Raw genomic sequence first — 15,405 nt, 5'->3', positions numbered from 1 at the left:
CTTTTTTATCCACCTCACCTTGTCTTCATTCTAATTTAACTCGGATGATAAGTATGAAAAATCTAACAAGAAAGAGTGTACAGAGATATACCATTGTCCAACATATGTAAAATGTATTTTCTGATTCGAGGCAGTCACTGCCTCCTGTGTTATGTTATACTTTTGACTTAAGATTGATTGAAAGGATGAAGATACATGCAACATTTAAACTCTGAGGAGCTTGTCCAATATATAGCAAAATCTACAAAGAAAACACCTGTTAAAGTGTACATAAAGGGTAACCTTGAGAAACTTTCCTTTCCAGAAGAAGTACAAACTTTCTTCTCTGCTAACTCTGGCGTCCTATTTGGCAACTGGACTGATATTGAGCCTGTTCTAGCTGATCATAAAGCTGATATAGAAGATTATGTCGTAGAAAACGACCGCCGTAACTCTGGTGTTCCTTTGCTAGACTTAAAAGACGTAGAAGCGCGTATTGAACCTGGTGCAATTATTCGCGAACATGTGCAAATCGAAAAACAAGCAATTATTATGATGGGTGCTGTCATTAATATTGGAGCCGTGATTGGTGAAGGTACCATGATTGACATGAATGCTGTAGTTGGCGGACGTGGACATATCGGAAAAAACTGCCATATCGGTGCAGGAGCGGTTATCGCTGGAGTAATTGAACCTCCTTCTGCTGCTCCGGTAACGATCGAAGATGAAGTCTTGATCGGAGCAAATGCCGTTATTTTAGAAGGAGTTACGGTAGGACACGGCTCGGTAGTAGCTGCAGGTGCCGTTGTAACTCAAGATGTACCACCAAATGTAGTCGTAGCTGGGACTCCTGCTCGAGTTATCAAGGAAATCGATGAAAAAACGAAATCCAAAACGGAAATCTTAGCAGATCTTCGTAACCTATAGGAGGTCAATAAGAACATGGCGGATTGGGCCTCACTGGATCATGAATATATCATGTCCACTTATAGCCGTTTACCCATCGTGATTGATCATGCCAAAGGCAATTATCTTTATGACACCAATCAAAAACGATATTTGGATCTATTTACTGGACTTGCAGTAAATATACTCGGACACTCCCATCCGTACTTAATGAATGCGCTGGCTACACAAGCTGAGCGCTTCCTTCATATCTCCAATTTTTTCTACAATCCACCAGCTATTCAGCTAGCAAAACGGTTGATCCAGCATACCATTGGAGATGGCAAAGTTTATTTTTGCAGTACTGGTGCGGAAGCGACGGAAGCGGCCATTAAGAGCATTCACAAGTGGACGGCAAAACGCAACGATGGGAAAGATGGAATCATCGTTCTAAGAAATAGTTTTCATGGTAGAACGCTAGGAGCTTTACGTCTAACGCGACAATCTGGTATTTATCAAGACTTTCCAACACTACCAATTACGATTTACGAAGTAGAAATGAATGACACAAAAGCCTTAAAAGAAATTTGTGAGCAAAACAATCCTGCTGCGATACTAGTAGAACCCATCCTCGGTGCAGGCGGGATTTTACCACTCACTGAGGAATTTCTGCAAACGGCCCAATCTCTCTGTCTTGAAAAAGATATCTTACTTTGTTTGGACGAAATCCAAACAGGAGTGGGTAGAACAGGTTCCTTATTTGCTTACCAAGCTTATGACCTAAAACCTGATTTAGTTCTATTTGCCAAAGGAATCGGCGGCGGTCTACCTCTTGGTGGGATTCTCGCTGGATCAAAACTAAAAGATAGTTTTCAGCCTGGTGATCATGGTACAACCTTCTCTCCATCTCCCCTATCTACAGCTCTTGGAAATGCTGTTCTAGATGTACTCATTGATCAAAAACAGATGGAAAAAGGAAAAGAAGTCGCAGATTTTTTATGGAGTGAATTACAAGTACTTCAGAGGAAATTTCCGGCTCTTGTGGAACAAATTAATGGTCGTGGTATGATGATTGGAATCATTACTACACTAGACAAATCATCCATTCAAAATCTACAAAAAGCATTTTTAGAAAAAGGCATTCTGATTAATATTACAGCTGGAACTGTTATTCGCTTATTACCGCCTTTGACTTTGACGAAAGAAGAAGTAAAAATCTTTATGAATACTTTCCATCAATTATTAACGAAAATGGAGTAACGAAAATGACTGTTTCTTTGGATAAATGGATACAAATCAGACGACAGCTTCATCAAATACCAGAACCAGGTTTCCTAGAAGAAAAAACACAAGCATTTCTTTTATCACAACTGCAAGACCTGCCAAATATAGAACTACAAACGTGGAGAACTGGGATTATTGTCAAAGTCGCAGGAACCAATCCACGTAAACGGATCGGTTATCGAACCGATATAGATGGCCTCCCAGTACAAGAAGAGACAGGTTATGATTTTCAATCCAAACACCCAGGGTTCATGCATGCATGTGGACATGATCTCCATATGACGATTGCTTTAGGTTTGATTCATCATTTTGCGCATCATCCTGTACAAGATGATCTCATTTTTATGTTCCAACCAGCGGAAGAAGGTCCTGGCGGAGCAGAACCCATGATGCAAAGCATCGAATTCCAAACATGGAGACCAGATATGATTTTTGCCCTGCATATCGCTCCAGAATATCCTGTAGGCACAATCGCTACACGTCCTGGTATTTTATTTGCGAATACGTCTGAGATCAACATCCAATTAATCGGGAAATCTGGTCATGCCGCCTACCCTCATCAAACAAATGATATGGTCGTAGCTGCTACTCAATTGTTCACTCAACTTCAAACTATCGTCTCTCGTAATATCAATCCTTTGGACTCCGCTGTCGTTACTGTTGGCAAATTGACAGCAGGCACCAAAGAAAACATCATAGCGGGTGTTGCGGAGTTAAAAGGCACCATACGCACCCTTTCGTTAGAGACGATGAAAAAAATCCAGCAGCGAGTGAAAGAAATTGTCGCAGGAATCGGTACAAGTTTTCAATGTGAAGCTGTTTTAAATTGGGGCGTGCAATATGTCGACGTTACAAACCATGCTGCAGTCACAACCCAATTCATGGACTGGGTAAAAGAAAACACTGGTTACCAATTAGTTGAATGTCAAGCAGCAATGACTGGTGAAGACTTTGGTTATTTCTTAAAAGAAATTCCAGGATTTTTATTTTGGCTTGGTGCAAATACCCCCTATGGGTTACATCATTCCAAAATTACTCCTGATGAAAATGCGATCGGAGTAGGTATAGACACGATGATCCGTTATCTGGAGGAAATCGGAAATTAACGGATAGGAGGGATGCATTGGATGAAAGCATTAAAACAAGTTTCTCCTTTCTCTAGCAGTGGTGCAGAGAAAGCAAAACGAGCTGTCTTTGGTCGATTGAAACAAAACAAACGTCTCCAATCCTTTATGCAAGAAAATCCCCATATTCCACTATCCACTTATTGGCGATCTCTTTCCAATGTGGGACAATATGTTACAGAAAAAACAGCTTGTGACAGTTGCCGGGGATTAGAAGGTTGTAGCAACTTGATCAAAGGTCACTCTCCAGAACTAATGGAATACAATGGCTATCTTGACTTACAGATGAAGCCATGTCGCTTTCAATTGGCGGATGAAGAAGCCAAAAGACGCAGCTCTCTTATTCAATGCCAACAAATCCCTTCCGATATTCGAGAAGCAACATTTGAGACATTTGCACTGGAAGCAAAACGAGCAAAAGCCTTTCAAGCAGCCCTTCATTTTTGTATTCCTTTTCGAGAAGGTAAAACTACTAAAGGACTTTATTTATATGGTCCCTTTGGTGTAGGGAAAAGTTACTTAGCAGGGGCTATTATGAATGAACTAGCCTTCTATGGTGTCTCTACCTTGATGATCCATACTTCAGCTCTCTTTTCTGAAATGAAAAATGCCATCTCACAAAATGGACAACTGATCTCGGACAAGTTAGAAACTGTTAAAACTGTACCTCTGCTTATTTTAGATGACATTGGTGCAGAGTCTTTGACTCCATGGATTCGTGACGATATTTTAGGCGTTATCTTGCAATATCGTATGACGGAAAAACTACCCATTATCTTTACTTCTAACCTTACTTTGGACGAATTAGAAGAATACTTTTCTAATACTCCCAAAGGAGGAGACGAACCAATAAAAGGGAAACGGATCATGGAGAGGATCAAACATTTTGTTCAACCTATTTATGTAGATGGAGTAAATCGCAGAAGTGAAAACAATATCTAATAAAAAAAGCCCAAGTAATGGACAATAAATATTGTCTACTATTTGGGCTTTTTAAAGAGTAATCATGGATTTTCAGAGGTTATCACACATGAAAATGAATAAGAACAAATTAGTGGCGTATGTATAACTAAATTTTTCAGATCATACTAATTCATTCATCAGAAATGACAGATCCCCGTCCTGCAATAGGACGGGGATCTTTTCAGGAGAAAGTTTCGAGCTTATACAGCCCGGGCACACTCTCCCATCATCTTGCACCACGGCGGAATGTAGCAGAAGGGGCCAACACAGGCCACCTTCGCCATCTCCTCCGTGTCGGTTGCCTCCGTCAACTCACTTGCAGTCTCCTCGGTCACCCTCTCAGGGGTGATCAAAGACACCGCACCTGAAGTTTCCAGTGCGCACCTCATTGTTCTTTTTCTCTTTTCTCTAGGTTCCTCTGGCTGAGGACTATCTAGTTATATATTAAAGTAAATAGTGCACATTTTCAATAAAATATTCCGAATAAAATAAATTATAAATTCCTGTTCCTATCTTTGAAAATTTGTCCCTTGAAGAAATTGATACGCGTTCCACTTGGGAAAAAATAAAAGAAACAAATGAAAGAGCACTACATACTGGATTGTCAAAAGATAAAGGTAATGGAAGACAGAGTATCGTGTAACGGCTAAACTGCTCTTAAAAATCCAAACTGGATAGAAGAACTGGTTAAGAAACCACGTACATTCTACTATTGGGCTTTTTTAATAAATAGGAGAACTAAATAAACAATTCTCCTTATACTAATTTCCTTTTTGTAAGAAATGATTAGAATCAAAAAATAATCATCCGAAAAAGCCGAATGTCAAGATTGGGTAATCGATATAATTAATAATATTATCATCGAGGTTTATACTACTTTGGCTCAACAGGAAAGGGGGACGATTAAAATACGTCAAGTCGAAGGGATCACAGTTGCAAAATCCAAAGGGAAACATCTTGGGCGACCACAGATGAATCTGAGCACTTTGACAAAAGAGAAAAAACAAATTCTAGAAATAGTGAGATATACAAGATGGCAGAACAATTGACGAGTAAAAATTTTGATGGTAACCACACTAGCAGTTGGAGCCATACTTGGAGGATGCGTTATTTCAAATAACGACAGCTTTGCAAATGATACTTCTGCGACTCAAGTTTCTGAAAAACAAAATCATGAACAACTTTTAAAAGAAGCGAAATCATTAGCAGAGGATGGAAAGCAAGTGTCTAATATTGATGCTTATAAAAAAATAACCTCTGATGAAGTACATAAGGTATTGGGTGAGAGTATAAATAGCGAAACCGATGGTGATGTTGTCATAAGGGATGTCTACAAAGCGAAGAAATATGCATTGATCTTTCACTATAAGAAAAATGGGAAATCATCTGTCATTGATTCAATTAAGGTAGAACCATTTAACCCATAACGGACAGATGAAGACTACCGTGCTCTCACTCCTCTTATTTACAACCATATCAATCCATACAGTGAATTTCGCATGGATCTCGATCAGTGTTTAGCTTTATAGACCTAATAAAATGAACCATTCCTTTTTTCGATCGGTTCAATTTTCACCGCAGAATATCTTAGCGTAGGATTTTTACAGAATGTTGGCGGTGCCCCTACATACTGGATTGTCAAAAGATAAAAGGCAATTAAAGGATAAAATATCTGCGAAACTGCTCTAAAAAACCACCTAACTAGTAAAGTGTACATGGTTGTTAACCAGTTCTACTAGCTAGGTGGTTTTTATCACGAGAGGTTATTCACAATCACCTTCCTAACCTATTGATTCTAGTGAAAATACTATCGCTTCAGCTACTATCGGCAAAAGGAAATAAGCTCAGAAAAAATGAAAGCTGTAACATAACATGAAAACCTGTATTTTTTAGTTGCCGGAATACATTTTTTAAAGCAACACTATTTTCCAAAGTCCATCTAGCAAACTTCATCTACTTAAAAAAATCGACTGCCCATTACAACCAAAAAGACAATAATCAAAACAAATAACAACACAAAATAAAAATTTTTACCCAACCATCTTATCATTTTCTTCGTCAGCCTCTTTCTATCATTTAGAATTTAAATTATATTAGAACTAGACCAAATGAAAGGGGTATCATCATGAAGAAATTTCCTATGACAGCCATGTTTGCCCTAGTCTTAACAGTATTTGGCTTTACATCACAAGCTTTTGCTTACCAACGGTATGAAGTCGTTACAAGTTCGTCTGGTAATTATATTTATGTGCGAGATTATCCAAATACCACTACAGGAAAGGTGATCGGTAGGGTATATGATGGACAAGTTGTAAACTATCGCTGCTATAAAACAGGTTCTACCGTCAGTGGTTACTTTGGAACGAGCAACATTTGGGATAAAATTCAAATCGGAACAGATCATGCTGGATATCCTATCTATGGTTATGTCTCTGATACTTATATTTATACTGGTTCGGATGGTGGATATGGACTTCCCTGCCGTTAATATCACATAAACACAGGAAAAAGGCAAATTCGAAAAGATTTTGCCTTTTTTTATATCTCAATATGCCGTAAGACTTCTTCTGTTTGCAATAATTACAATCCTTTTTTACACCAATTCTCCTATGAACCAAATTTCTCCGTTATACTCCGATCCATCTTCATCTTTTATTTCTTCTTTATAACCTTTCTTGTCCATATCATTCGAAACAGATAATCTCCATTCCTTTTCTATGTCCCTTTCTTTTGAAAGAGGTATCCATTTTTGATAATGATTATTCCGATCAAAGAATCCATTAAAATAAGATTCTCCTTTAAATATAATAATCTGGGAATACCATAAACCAGATAAATCAACCGAAACTACAACTCGATATTCTTCTTCATTATGAGGCTTTATGTTCATCAAATGATGGGCTCTATCAATAAGAGTTTGGATGCAGAGTCGTTTTATACCGATAGGAGTCTTACAGCTATCAATAAATCCTTGAGCAACAGGTAAACGAAAATGACAGTATCCATTATAAAAATCTGTTGGAAATACCATGGTACTCTCTTCTAAACGTAAAATCATTTCCTTTGTTTTTCGCTTTAAACCTCGAACTTTTTTTGTAGACATCTTTTTCTCCTCTTTATTCGATTTACCTTGGAACATTCATCCTGTAATAAATCACCAATGAGTGCGAAAAGCGATTGTTTACATCCATATCCTTCACCCTATCAAGATCATCACCGATAAAGATAACATATTTTACAATAAATTTAATAATCAATCAGATAATAGTTATTTACTCACAAAATAATATACTGTAACTATATGATTATTATGAAACTCCTCATATTACAAAAATATAAATCTACTGACAATTATTGGAGGAGATATATTGATTCAGTCAAAAAGAAAACTTCTCAACACCATTCCATTATCCAAAAGGTGTTTATGGATGATGATTATCTGTGTAGCTATTTCTCCCTTTCTTGCTATTTCGCATGCTCAAGCAGAGAGCACAGAAAATCCAAAATGGCATCAGTGGCTAAAAGAAAATGCTCAGCCGATAGAAAGTATTCGACCAGCAGTAGGAGATGTTTATCGGGATCTACGCTTTTTCGATCCTCTCCTAAAAAACAAACGAATTATTTTTTTAGGAGAAAGTTCTCATGGTGCTGCACAATTTAATTCTTCAAAAGTACGACTTGTAAAATATTTGCATGAAAAGTTAGGATATCAAGTACTTGCTTTTGAATCCGGTCTGGGTGAATTATTTGCTTTAAATACACAAATTTACAAACAATCACCCACAGAATCTATGAAAAATAGTCTATTTGAGATTTGGCAAACCAAAGAAATATTGCCTCTTTTTGAGTACATCAAAAAAAGCAAAACAACCAACAACCCTCTCCAAACAGCTGGAATAGATATGCAGCCAGTAGGCTCTTATGGCATATTTTTAAAAGAATGGTTCCAAAATATTAATCCGCAGATGGGAAATCTAGCAAAACGAACAGAAGACAAATTTACTGCGTCTCTTTATCATTCTGATATAAAGAGTTTTCAGCAAGAACAGAAACAGATGATTTATGCCTATCAAAAGCTCTATCAGTTTACAAAAGAAAACGAAAAAGAGTTAGCTAAGATTCATCCTGATTCCAACCAGTTAATGAAAGTAACACAATATGTTTTACAAGATCGTATTCATTCTATTACAAATGTAATCCCTCACTATGTAACCTATAATTACTACTTTCAAGAGGGAAATAAATCATTATCTAATGAAGCATATGATCAATACAATATTGCCCGCGATCAAGCCATGGCAAAACATATGGTTTGGATTACCGAAAAACTATATCCTAAGCAGAAAATTATCGTGTGGGCCCATAATCTTCATATACGTAAAGCCAACACCAAAACAGAAAACCCCAATCGAAGTTCCGTCATTAACTTAGGCGAACTGTTACTACCTAAAATCAAAAAACAATCTTATATATTGGGACTTTATATGAACCGTGGGATATCTGCATTAAACGATCGCAAACCAATCGCAGTTCGATTTCCACATCCTACAGGAAGGATGGAATCAATCCTTAGTAAAACGGGATATCCAAACTTTTTTGTTGATCTATCCCAAGCAAAAAAACACGAAGGAACTTCTTGGATGTTTTCCAAGCGAGCGATTCTAGATTGGGGGGCTTGGGAAGAACAAGTCGTTTTCAAACAACAATATGATGGTATCTTGTATATTGATCAGGTAAATATTCCTCAGTATGTAGACAAGGCTTCAATAGGTAGAACGGTACCATATTTCTCTAATGTATCCATTCCTAAAAAATAAGCAACCACCACTCATAAGAAATGGGTGGTGGTTTTCCTTACTTTCTCTATTTTAACTAAATCAATAATAGTTGTGCCCTGTGTGGTGTGTAGATCCAGCGATTCACTCACCACACGAGAATGCGTCACTCTGACCGTAACGTATTCCGCATGCAGGCCTTAATGTACTCAGGCCAGCCGCATGCGGGCCCTGGTGTCCTCATCCAGAGCCTCGATGTACTCAGTCAGATGCGTGCTGGCGTTGGTTTCCTCATTCAGGATCTTGAAAACATCAGCCCTGGGCAGCAGAGGACATGCATCACAATACTCACCAAGGTTGGGAGACAGAGGAACCGGAAGCTTGAGAATGAATTCCCCGACGGGATTCGACATAACTGCTCCTAACGTGACACGTTGAATATCCTACTTTGATTATCATGGAATATTCCTTATAAATAAACAACTCCTAACAACATTTACTCCATCATCTCAATGAATATAATCCTTTGCCTAAACAAGGAAATTCAACAAATATGAACCATCGAATCTTCCATCTCAAACTTGATAAAACGGTTCATTTCCATCGTATATTTCTTTGGCAATTCTTTTGTAGATGGTTCAATAAAGCCCATATTAATCATGTGGGGTGCTTTGTTATCTGTAAGTCTACGACTCATCAATTAAAAAGGTGATCTTCACTTACTTTGAAAAGGGTACCCTTGTACAAAAAAACAACCACACATATAAAATGTGTGGCTTTCTCTTCTTGCTCTATAGAAACACAACATTGATTATCGCGTCCCATGAAGTGTGCGGATCGATCCACTCACCCCACGGGATTGCGTCACGCCTCCTGCACCACCTTAGACGATGGTGTTCACCTCTTACCGAGGACAACCTCGAGTGAGGGGAAGAGTTCACACGGCACGATTTCGCTCAGGTCGTGCATGTTGCCGAGGACCTCCGTGTTGGTACGGACATCCGTGATTCGCCACCACGCGTTGAACCTCAGCTTCCAGAACTTGGTGAGGAAACTGATCACCGCACGGTGCTTCCCTCTGTTCGGGATGCGCTCATCAAGCACGGACAACAGCTCCGCCTCACCCATCTTGTGACCGTTGATTTCCATTATTCAAAGGAATATAGAATAAGAACCTTTCTGTAAATTAGAAGCGTTAATCTTCACTGCTCCATTCACTTTGAAAACTGTTACTTTATACAAACAAAAACCACACATTAAAAATGCATGGTTTTCTATTTTTCTTTTATATCAACAAAATCATTTATAATCGCGCCCCGTGAAGTGGGCGGATCCGAAGATCCACTCACCCACGGGGATGCGTCACGCCGCCTGTCCCCTCTCTTCCGGGAACAGATTCCCGAGTGCCGAGAACACTCGTGTGTTCTCCAGACCCTCGATGGACAGGTAGTTCATCAGGTCGAGGCACGCGTACCACAGGTCGAGACTCAAGTCACCAGGGCCGCCGAACACAGACACGAACTTGTGCACTTCCGCCTGCTTGTCCTCTTCGAAGGACAGCAGCAGACGGTTGTAGATCGGGTCCTCGGTGCGGTCCTCGGTGCCCAGCTTGTACAGCTTCCTGATCGTCGGAACCTTGCTGCTCGTCTTCAGGGTGTAGTCCCTGATACGCTGCAGGTTCCCTACCAGCTCATCCACGCAGTAGCTCCACCACCAGTCGTCGATGGCGGGAGCGTCCTGAGCGGCGAGTGCGTCGATCACCGCCTGGAGTTCCTTGCACGGTGCGTAGCTGAGCTCGTGGGCGTACCAGCTCTGTCCCTTGTTCTGACCAACCAGCTCCCTCGCTTCGACCATGGTGAGGAGGGAGTGGGTTTCGCGCATCTTGGGCATGATTGCTCCGTCTCGCCGTGACGCTTACATTGTCTACTACGATTATAATAAAGATGTCTAAATAAATAAATAAATACTTTATCCCTAGCTCATTTATCAATCACTAAATATATTTTCATAAAAAAATCCCTCTGCCTAAGCAAAGGGATCTTTAACATTAACCAATGGAACCTTCCATTTCGAACTTGATCAAGCGGTTCATTTCAACTGCATATTCCATTGGTAATTCTTTTGTAAATGGTTCAATAAAGCCCATGATAATCATCTGGGTTGCTTCGTTTTCTGTAAGACCACGACTCATCAAGTAGAAGAGTTGATCTTCACTCACTTTGGAAACAGTAGCTTCGTGCTCCAAGATGATATTATCGTTTTTGATCTCATTGTAAGGAATGGTATCCGATGTGGATTCGTTATCCAAGATCAAGGTGTCACATTTGATGTTTGCTTTGGAGCCTTCTGAGTTACGGCCAAAGCTTGAAAGTCCACGGTATGTTACTTTTCCGCCTTGTTTACTGATCGATTTGGAAATGATGGTAGAAGTACAGTTTGGTGCTAAGGCAGTTACTTTCGCTCCTGCATCTTGGTGTTGATCTTTCCCTGCTACTGCGATGGAAAGGATATCTGCTTTTGCGCCTTCGCCTTTCATCACAACAGCTGGATATTTCATCGTAAGTTTACTTCCGATGTTTCCATCTACCCATTCCATATGTGCTCCACGTTCTGCAACTGCACGTTTGGTAACCAAGTTATAAATGTTTGGTGCCCAGTTTTGGATGGTGGTGTAACGGCAGCGAGCATTGTCTTTTACGATGATTTCCACTACCGCACTGTGTAAGGAGTTTGTGCTGTATACTGGAGCAGTACAACCCTCTACATAGTGTACAAAGCTTCCTTCGTCAGCAATGATCAATGTACGCTCAAATTGACCCATGTTTTCGGAATTAATCCGGAAATATGCTTGCAATGGCACTTCACACTTTACACCTTTTGGCACATAAATGAAGCTGCCACCACTCCATACTGCACTGTTAAGTGCTGCAAACTTGTTGTCAGCAGGTGGAATTATCGTACCAAAGTATTCTTTTAACAGCTCAGGATACTCACGTACAGCTGTATCCGTATCGCAGAAAATAACTCCTTGGTCTTCGAGTTCTTTCTGCATGTTGTGATACACTACTTCGGATTCATATTGAGCAGATACACCAGCAAGAAACTTTTGCTCCGCTTCTGGAATTCCTAATTTATCAAATGTTTGTTTGATTTCATCAGGTACTTCTTCCCAAGTCTTCCCTTGACGTTCGGAAGGTTTTACATAGTAAGTGATATCATCAAAATTCAGCTCATCCAATTTACCAGGTAACAAAGAAAACCATTTGCTATTCAAGTTACTTGGCATAGGCATTTTATAAAACTGCTCCAAAGACTTCAGGCGAAACTCCAGCATCCATTCTGGCTCACCTTTCATCTTGGAGATTTCTTCTACGATTTCACGTGTAAGACCTCGTTTAGCACGAAACACAGAAACGTCTTTATCACGAAATCCATATTTATACTCCGATAGTTCTGGTATCGTAGTCATGAAATGAAGCCTCCTTCTTTATTGTTTTACACCCTTTTCAAGTGCTTTCCAAGCTAATGTTGCACACTTGATTCGTGCTGGGAATTTAGCTACCCCGGTCAACGCTTCAATATCTTCAATCGGAAATTCTTCCGTATCTATTTCTTCCCCTTGCATCATACGCGAAAATAGGTCCACTAAATGGAGTGATTGGTCAATGGTCAAACCCTTCACCGACTCCGTCATCATAGATGCAGAAGCTAAGCTAATGGAACATCCTTCGCCTAGAAACTTCGCATCCTTTATCATACCATGTTCCACGTTCATTTGCAGGGATATCCGATCCCCACAAGTAGGGTTATTTAATTCGATCGAGATATCACCATTATCTAGTTCGCCTTTATTACGAGGCCGTTGATAATGATCCATTATCACACGGCGATATAAATCATCCAAGGAAGACATGTCCGAAATACTCCTTCGTCTTTTGTAAACCTTTTACAAGCTGATCAATATCTTCCTCATCATTATAGAGATAAAAACTAGCCCTAGCAGTTGCAGTCTCTCCTAACAAACGCATCAAAGGCTGGCAACAATGATGACCCGCACGAACTGCAATTCCTTGGGAATCCAGAACAGTAGCTACATCGTGTGGATGGATATTATCCAGATTAAAGGTGACTGCACCCATTCGATTTTCTAAAGGACCAAAAATACGGATTCCATCCATCTCTTGAAGTTTAGAGAGTGCATAAGTTGTTAGCTTTCGATCGTGTGCTTCTACTTGATCCATCCCAATTTCTTGCAAATAATCAATAGCAGCACCTAAACCAATTGCACCAGCGATAATCGGTGTACCGCCTTCAAATTTCCAAGGCAACTCTTTCCACGTAGCATTTTCCAAATCTACGTGATCAATCATTTCGCCACCAAATTCGACTGGCTCCATTGCATTTAACAAGTGTTCTTTCCCGTATAATACCCCAATACCTGTAGGTCCCATCATTTTATGTCCAGAGAAAGCAAGAAAATCGATATCTAACTCTTGAACATCTACTTTCATATGTGGAACACTTTGTGCTCCATCCACTGTAATGATCCCGCCTACTTCATGAACTAATTTTGCGAGTTCTGCTACAGGGTTAATCGTTCCCAATACATTTGATACATGTTGGATAGCTACGATCTTGGTTTTATTCGTAATAAGTGGGCGGACTTTTTCAAGCAAAATGGTACTGTCTGATTCGAGTGGCATATAAATTAATTTTGCACCTGTTTGCTTTGCTACTTGCTGCCAAGGGATCAAATTGGCATGATGTTCGGTTGGACTCAGTAAAATCTCATCCCCAGCTTTACAATTCACCAAAGCATAGCTACGAGCAACAATATTAAGACTTGTAGTAGTACCACGCGTAAAAATGATTTCCTCACGCTTTTTCGCATGAATAAAACGCTGTACTTTATCCCGTGCACCTTCATACGCATCAGTTGCTTTTGTACCTAGTGTATGCACACCACGATGTACATTTGAATTATAGCCTTGGTAATAAGCTGCTACTTGTTCAATGACACGATTTGGTTTTTGTGAAGTTGCTGCACTATCCAAATAAACAAGAGGATGCTCGTTTACTTGTTGGAAAAGAATAGGAAAATCTTTTTTCCATGGATTCATGATGTGAATTTCCCTTCGATAGTCTCATGAATACTTGCACGCAGTGCTGCTGATGGGATATCAGATATAATTGTATCTAAGAAACCACGAATAATTAATTTGGACGCTTCATTCTTGGAAATACCACGCGACATCAAATAAAACAACGTCAACGGATCAATACGACCTACACTAGCGGCATGTCCTGCTGTTACATCATTCTCATCAATTAACAAGATAGGATTGGCATCACCGCGTGCCTCTGGATCAAGCATCAATACTTTCCCCGTTTGCTGTCCATCGGATTTACTCGCACCTTTTTCAATCTTGGTAATACTATTTAGAATACTGGTGGCCTTGTCTTTCATAACTGACCTAGCTTGTATATCACTGGTCGTATGTGTACCTTCATGAAAAACCTCAGCCGTAATATTGGAACGCATCTCACCCGCACCAAAGGCAACTGACTTTACATCCACGTGTCCGCCATTTTCTTTTAAATGGGTTGTGCTTTTAGAAATGATACGGCCATCACTAAGATCAGCTACAATCCATTCCATGTTGCCATCCTGCCCAACAGTTGCAAAACGTTCCATCACATCTACTACAGAATGAGGAAACTGACTTACGGTTGCAACTTGAACATTGGCACCTTGTCCTACGTATGCTTGCACAACACTATTGCTGATGGCAGCTTCAGAACTGGTACTCAAGAAATTAGCTACAATCTCCACTTTGCTGTTGTCTTCAGCAACAATTAAGACATGTGGAAACATCGCTGCTTCCTTACCATCTAACCAGAAAATGGTTTGCAAAGGCAGCTTAAGTGTTACATTGCGAGGGACATAGATAAAAGCACCACCATGTACAAATGCTTGGTGAATAGCAGCTACGCGATGGGATACGTCTTGTCCATACAAATATTTTTTTAATAGCGTTTCATGTTGTTGAAACGCACTAGCTAAACTAGTAAAAATGACGCCCTGCTCCAACGTATTTTCAGTTTGATATACTACAGAATCATTTTTCTGTATCAATACATTGCTGTTTTCATCTAAGAGAAGACGGCTAATTTCATTTGGTAACTGATCGATTTGTTGGTAAGTAGTATTTGCTTTTTGCAGTTGGAAAGAAGAGAAATTCCAACGATCAAGATTGGTTTTCTCCAATTTAGGCAATGGTAAAGAATCAATAGCATCAAATGCTTCTAGTCTTTTTTCTAATGCCCATTTTGGTTCATGCTGAGCTAGGGATAATTGGGTGATTTGTTCGCGGCTCCATACACTCATTGTTGGC

At 39.7% G+C, this 15,405-nt stretch carries 15 protein-coding genes and 2 pseudogenes; 8 read left to right on the top strand and 9 right to left on the bottom strand.

What is annotated here, in order from left to right; all coding sequences use genetic code 11:
• The first annotated feature begins 195 nt into the window (after positions 1–195).
• From dapD to A3GQ_RS0109045, 7 genes and pseudogenes are all read left to right on the top strand, one after another.
• Entirely contained in the window at positions 196–906 is a 711-nt protein-coding gene (gene dapD / locus A3GQ_RS0109080; RefSeq protein ID WP_028776778.1) for a 2,3,4,5-tetrahydropyridine-2,6-dicarboxylate N-acetyltransferase, read from the top strand.
• A gap of 15 nt (positions 907–921) precedes the next feature.
• Positions 922–2,124, top strand: coding sequence for an aspartate aminotransferase family protein (locus tag A3GQ_RS0109075; protein ID WP_028776777.1), 1,203 nt, complete (start codon positions 922–924; stop codon positions 2,122–2,124).
• Positions 2,125–2,129: 5 nt separating this feature from the next.
• The gene (locus A3GQ_RS0109070) at positions 2,130–3,254 is read left to right on the top strand and encodes an N-acetyldiaminopimelate deacetylase (protein ID WP_028776776.1); all 1,125 of its coding nucleotides are present in this window, start codon (positions 2,130–2,132) and stop codon (positions 3,252–3,254) included.
• A 21-nt stretch (positions 3,255–3,275) separates the two neighbouring features.
• On the top strand, positions 3,276–4,214 hold the full coding sequence (gene dnaI, locus A3GQ_RS0109065) for a primosomal protein DnaI (protein ID WP_028776775.1): 939 nt from the start codon (positions 3,276–3,278) through the stop codon (positions 4,212–4,214).
• A gap of 845 nt (positions 4,215–5,059) precedes the next feature.
• Positions 5,060–5,215: pseudogene (locus A3GQ_RS28010) on the top strand (recombinase family protein); the annotation flags it as partial.
• Positions 5,216–5,296: 81 nt separating this feature from the next.
• Positions 5,297–5,662, top strand: coding sequence for a hypothetical protein (locus tag A3GQ_RS0109050; protein ID WP_169818272.1), 366 nt, complete (start codon positions 5,297–5,299; stop codon positions 5,660–5,662).
• A 698-nt stretch (positions 5,663–6,360) separates the two neighbouring features.
• Entirely contained in the window at positions 6,361–6,723 is a 363-nt protein-coding gene (locus tag A3GQ_RS0109045; RefSeq protein ID WP_028776772.1) for a hypothetical protein, read from the top strand.
• 105 nt (positions 6,724–6,828) lie between these two features.
• Here the strand turns inward: A3GQ_RS0109045 and A3GQ_RS0109040 are convergent, their stop codons facing one another.
• Positions 6,829–7,338 carry a DUF3916 domain-containing protein gene (locus A3GQ_RS0109040; RefSeq protein ID WP_028776771.1) on the bottom strand — a complete coding sequence of 170 codons (510 nt, stop codon included), beginning with the start codon at positions 7,336–7,338 and terminating at the stop codon, positions 6,829–6,831.
• A gap of 325 nt (positions 7,339–7,663) precedes the next feature.
• On the opposite strand from A3GQ_RS0109040, the gene A3GQ_RS0109035 reads away from it, so the two are divergent.
• A complete protein-coding gene (locus A3GQ_RS0109035; protein ID WP_156877629.1) occupies positions 7,664–9,052 on the top strand; it encodes an erythromycin esterase family protein in 1,389 nt (462 codons plus the stop codon).
• A 167-nt stretch (positions 9,053–9,219) separates the two neighbouring features.
• Here the strand turns inward: A3GQ_RS0109035 and A3GQ_RS0109030 are convergent, their stop codons facing one another.
• The 8 genes and pseudogenes from A3GQ_RS0109030 to sufD form a co-directional block, all read right to left on the bottom strand.
• Entirely contained in the window at positions 9,220–9,423 is a 204-nt protein-coding gene (locus tag A3GQ_RS0109030) for a hypothetical protein (RefSeq protein WP_028776769.1), read from the bottom strand.
• 131 nt (positions 9,424–9,554) lie between these two features.
• Positions 9,555–9,739 (bottom strand): annotated as a pseudogene (locus A3GQ_RS28005) (Fe-S cluster assembly protein SufB); the annotation flags it as partial.
• A 168-nt stretch (positions 9,740–9,907) separates the two neighbouring features.
• Entirely contained in the window at positions 9,908–10,120 is a 213-nt protein-coding gene (locus tag A3GQ_RS26860; protein WP_169818271.1) for a hypothetical protein, read from the bottom strand.
• Positions 10,121–10,372: 252 nt separating this feature from the next.
• Positions 10,373–10,900 carry a hypothetical protein gene (locus A3GQ_RS0109010; protein ID WP_028776767.1) on the bottom strand — a complete coding sequence of 176 codons (528 nt, stop codon included), beginning with the start codon at positions 10,898–10,900 and terminating at the stop codon, positions 10,373–10,375.
• Between the two features lie 157 nt (positions 10,901–11,057).
• Positions 11,058–12,479: a Fe-S cluster assembly protein SufB gene (gene sufB, locus A3GQ_RS0109005; protein ID WP_028776766.1), complete on the bottom strand. Its 1,422-nt coding sequence runs from the start codon at positions 12,477–12,479 to the stop codon at positions 11,058–11,060.
• Positions 12,480–12,497: 18 nt separating this feature from the next.
• On the bottom strand, positions 12,498–12,923 hold the full coding sequence (gene sufU / locus A3GQ_RS0109000; RefSeq protein ID WP_028776765.1) for a Fe-S cluster assembly sulfur transfer protein SufU: 426 nt from the start codon (positions 12,921–12,923) through the stop codon (positions 12,498–12,500).
• Positions 12,907–14,130 carry a cysteine desulfurase gene (locus A3GQ_RS0108995; RefSeq protein ID WP_028776764.1) on the bottom strand — a complete coding sequence of 408 codons (1,224 nt, stop codon included), beginning with the start codon at positions 14,128–14,130 and terminating at the stop codon, positions 12,907–12,909. Before A3GQ_RS0108995 ends, sufU begins: the two co-directional genes overlap by 17 nt.
• Entirely contained in the window at positions 14,127–15,398 is a 1,272-nt protein-coding gene (gene sufD / locus A3GQ_RS0108990; RefSeq protein WP_028776763.1) for a Fe-S cluster assembly protein SufD, read from the bottom strand. Before sufD ends, A3GQ_RS0108995 begins: the two co-directional genes overlap by 4 nt.
• Between the last annotated feature and the right edge of the window lie 7 nt (positions 15,399–15,405).

Source organism: Shimazuella kribbensis DSM 45090, from assembly GCF_000428065.1.
GTDB lineage: Bacteria > Bacillota > Bacilli > Thermoactinomycetales > Thermoactinomycetaceae > Shimazuella > Shimazuella kribbensis.
Note: the sequence above shows the minus strand (reverse complement) of the source record. Positions and strands in the feature narration are given on the sequence as shown.

Bases quoted from the DNA above. Each gene is read 5' to 3' on its own strand.
- dapD (WP_028776778.1), top strand. From the start codon at position 196: ATGCAACATTTAAACTCTGAGGAGCTTGTCCAATATATAGCAAAATCT.
- A3GQ_RS0109075 (WP_028776777.1), top strand. From the start codon at position 922: ATGGCGGATTGGGCCTCACTGGATCATGAATATATCATGTCCACTTAT.
- A3GQ_RS0109070 (WP_028776776.1), top strand. From the start codon at position 2,130: ATGACTGTTTCTTTGGATAAATGGATACAAATCAGACGACAGCTTCAT.
- dnaI (WP_028776775.1), top strand. From the start codon at position 3,276: ATGAAAGCATTAAAACAAGTTTCTCCTTTCTCTAGCAGTGGTGCAGAG.
- A3GQ_RS0109045 (WP_028776772.1), top strand. From the start codon at position 6,361: ATGAAGAAATTTCCTATGACAGCCATGTTTGCCCTAGTCTTAACAGTA.
- A3GQ_RS0109040 (WP_028776771.1), bottom strand. From the start codon at position 7,338: ATGTCTACAAAAAAAGTTCGAGGTTTAAAGCGAAAAACAAAGGAAATG.
- A3GQ_RS0109035 (WP_156877629.1), top strand. From the start codon at position 7,664: ATGATGATTATCTGTGTAGCTATTTCTCCCTTTCTTGCTATTTCGCAT.
- A3GQ_RS0109030 (WP_028776769.1), bottom strand. From the start codon at position 9,423: ATGTCGAATCCCGTCGGGGAATTCATTCTCAAGCTTCCGGTTCCTCTG.
- A3GQ_RS0109010 (WP_028776767.1), bottom strand. From the start codon at position 10,900: ATGCCCAAGATGCGCGAAACCCACTCCCTCCTCACCATGGTCGAAGCG.
- sufB (WP_028776766.1), bottom strand. From the start codon at position 12,479: ATGACTACGATACCAGAACTATCGGAGTATAAATATGGATTTCGTGAT.
- sufU (WP_028776765.1), bottom strand. From the start codon at position 12,923: ATGTCTTCCTTGGATGATTTATATCGCCGTGTGATAATGGATCATTAT.
- A3GQ_RS0108995 (WP_028776764.1), bottom strand. From the start codon at position 14,130: ATGAATCCATGGAAAAAAGATTTTCCTATTCTTTTCCAACAAGTAAAC.
- sufD (WP_028776763.1), bottom strand. From the start codon at position 15,398: ATGAGTGTATGGAGCCGCGAACAAATCACCCAATTATCCCTAGCTCAG.